At 51.6% G+C, this 3,069-nt stretch carries 1 rRNA gene; it reads left to right on the forward strand.

What is annotated here, in order from left to right:
• The first annotated feature begins 77 nt into the window (after nucleotides 1-77).
• Nucleotides 78-2,969: ribosomal RNA gene (locus QYS36_RS10020) — 23S ribosomal RNA — on the forward strand.
• Nucleotides 2,970-3,069 lie beyond the last annotated feature (100 nt).

Consider the following 3,069-nt stretch of genomic DNA (forward strand, 5'->3'; position numbering starts at 1 on the left):
CGTTGTTCTCAAGTGCAAATTTTCGGCGAATGTCGTCTTCACGTTATAGACAGTAACCAGATTGCTTGGGGTTATATGGTCAAGTGAAGAAGCGCATACGGTGGATGCCTTGGCAGTCAGAGGCGATGAAAGACGTTGTAGCCTGCGATAAGCTTTGGGGAGTCGGCAAACAGACTGTGATCCAGAGATCTCTGAATGGGGGAACCCACCTAGCATAAGCTGGGTATCATGCACTGAATACATAGGTGCATGAGGCGAACCAGGGGAACTGAAACATCTAAGTACCCTGAGGAAAAGAAATCAACCGAGATTCCCTTAGTAGTGGCGAGCGAACGGGGACTAGCCCTTAAGTTGATTAGAGTGTAGTGGAAGGCTCTGGAAAGTGCCGCCGTAGTGGGTGATAGCCCCGTACACGAAATGCTCTTATCAATGAAATCGAGTAGGACGGAGCACGAGAAACTTTGTCTGAATATGGGGGGACCATCCTCCAAGGCTAAATACTACTGACTGACCGATAGTGAACTAGTACCGTGAGGGAAAGGCGAAAAGAACCCCGGAGAGGGGAGTGAAATAGATCCTGAAACCGTATGCGTACAAGCAGTGGGAGCCTACTTTGTTGGGTGACTGCGTACCTTTTGTATAATGGGTCAGCGACTTATATTCAGTGGCGAGCTTAACCGAATAGGGGAGGCGTAGCGAAAGCGAGTCTTAATAGGGCGTTTAGTCGCTGGGTATAGACCCGAAACCGGGCGATCTATCCATGGGCAGGTTGAAGGTTGGGTAACACTAACTGGAGGACCGAACCGACTACCGTTGAAAAGTTAGCGGATGACCTGTGGATCGGAGTGAAAGGCTAATCAAGCTCGGAGATAGCTGGTTCTCCTCGAAAGCTATTTAGGTAGCGCCTCGTGTATCACTGCTGGGGGTAGAGCACTGTTTCGGCTAGGGGGTCATCCCGACTTACCAAACCGATGCAAACTCCGAATACCAGCAAGTGTCAGCACGGGAGACACACGGCGGGTGCTAACGTCCGTCGTGAAAAGGGAAACAACCCAGACCGTCAGCTAAGGTCCCAAAGTTATGGTTAAGTGGGAAACGATGTGGGAAGGCTTAGACAGCTAGGAGGTTGGCTTAGAAGCAGCCACCCTTTAAAGAAAGCGTAATAGCTCACTAGTCGAGTCGGCCTGCGCGGAAGATGTAACGGGGCTCAAACCATACACCGAAGCTACGGGTTCATCTTAGGATGAGCGGTAGAGGAGCGTTCTGTAAGCCTGTGAAGGTGAGTTGAGAAGCTTGCTGGAGGTATCAGAAGTGCGAATGCTGACATGAGTAACGACAATGCGAGTGAAAAACTCGCACGCCGAAAGACCAAGGTTTCCTGCGCAACGTTAATCGACGCAGGGTGAGTCGGCCCCTAAGGCGAGGCAGAAATGCGTAGTCGATGGGAAACGGGTTAATATTCCCGTACTTCTAATTACTGCGATGGAGGGACGGAGAAGGCTAGGCCAGCACGGCGTTGGTTGTCCGTGTTTAAGGTGGTAGGCTGGTTTCTTAGGTAAATCCGGGAAATCAAGGCCGAGAACTGATGACGAGTTGTCCTTTGGGACGATGAAGTGGTTGATGCCATGCTTCCAGGAAAAGCTTCTAAGCTTCAGGTAATTAGGAACCGTACCCCAAACCGACACAGGTGGTTAGGTAGAGAATACCAAGGCGCTTGAGAGAACTCGGGTGAAGGAACTAGGCAAAATGGCACCGTAACTTCGGGAGAAGGTGCGCCGGTGAGTGTGAAGGGTTTACCCCGTAAGCACATGCCGGTCGAAGATACCAGGCCGCTGCGACTGTTTATTAAAAACACAGCACTCTGCAAACACGAAAGTGGACGTATAGGGTGTGACGCCTGCCCGGTGCCGGAAGGTTAATTGATGGGGTTAGCTAACGCGAAGCTCTTGATCGAAGCCCCGGTAAACGGCGGCCGTAACTATAACGGTCCTAAGGTAGCGAAATTCCTTGTCGGGTAAGTTCCGACCTGCACGAATGGCGTAACGATGGCGGCGCTGTCTCCACCCGAGACTCAGTGAAATTGAAATCGCTGTGAAGATGCAGTGTATCCGCGGCTAGACGGAAAGACCCCGTGAACCTTTACTATAGCTTTGCACTGGACTTTGAGCTTGCTTGTGTAGGATAGGTGGGAGGCTTTGAAGTGGGGACGCCAGTTCTCATGGAGCCAACCTTGAAATACCACCCTGGCAACCTTGAGGTTCTAACTCTGGTCCGTTATCCGGATCGAGGACAGTGTATGGTGGGTAGTTTGACTGGGGCGGTCTCCTCCTAAAGAGTAACGGAGGAGTACGAAGGTGCGCTCAGACCGGTCGGAAATCGGTCGTAGAGTATAAAGGCAAAAGCGCGCTTGACTGCGAGACAGACACGTCGAGCAGGTACGAAAGTAGGTCTTAGTGATCCGGTGGTTCTGTATGGAAGGGCCATCGCTCAACGGATAAAAGGTACTCCGGGGATAACAGGCTGATACCGCCCAAGAGTTCATATCGACGGCGGTGTTTGGCACCTCGATGTCGGCTCATCACATCCTGGGGCTGAAGCCGGTCCCAAGGGTATGGCTGTTCGCCATTTAAAGTGGTACGCGAGCTGGGTTTAGAACGTCGTGAGACAGTTCGGTCCCTATCTGCCGTGGACGTTTGAGATTTGAGAGGGGCTGCTCCTAGTACGAGAGGACCGGAGTGGACGAACCTCTGGTGTTCCGGTTGTCACGCCAGTGGCATTGCCGGGTAGCTATGTTCGGGAAAGATAACCGCTGAAAGCATCTAAGCGGGAAACTTGCCTCAAGATGAGATCTCACTGGAACCTTGAGTTCCCTAAAGGGCCGTCGAAGACTACGACGTTGATAGGCTGGGTGTGTAAGCGTTGTGAGGCGTTGAGCTAACCAGTACTAATTGCCCGTGAGGCTTGACCATATAACACCCAAACAATTTGGCTGTTAGACGGTAGAAGTCGACAGTAATGCCGAAAATTTGCGAGAACACGTAATACCAACGGACATCACATACCCAATTC

Origin of the sequence: Pseudomonas sp. G34, from assembly GCF_031119625.1 — a bacterium.
Taxonomy (GTDB): Bacteria; Pseudomonadota; Gammaproteobacteria; order Pseudomonadales; family Pseudomonadaceae; genus Aquipseudomonas.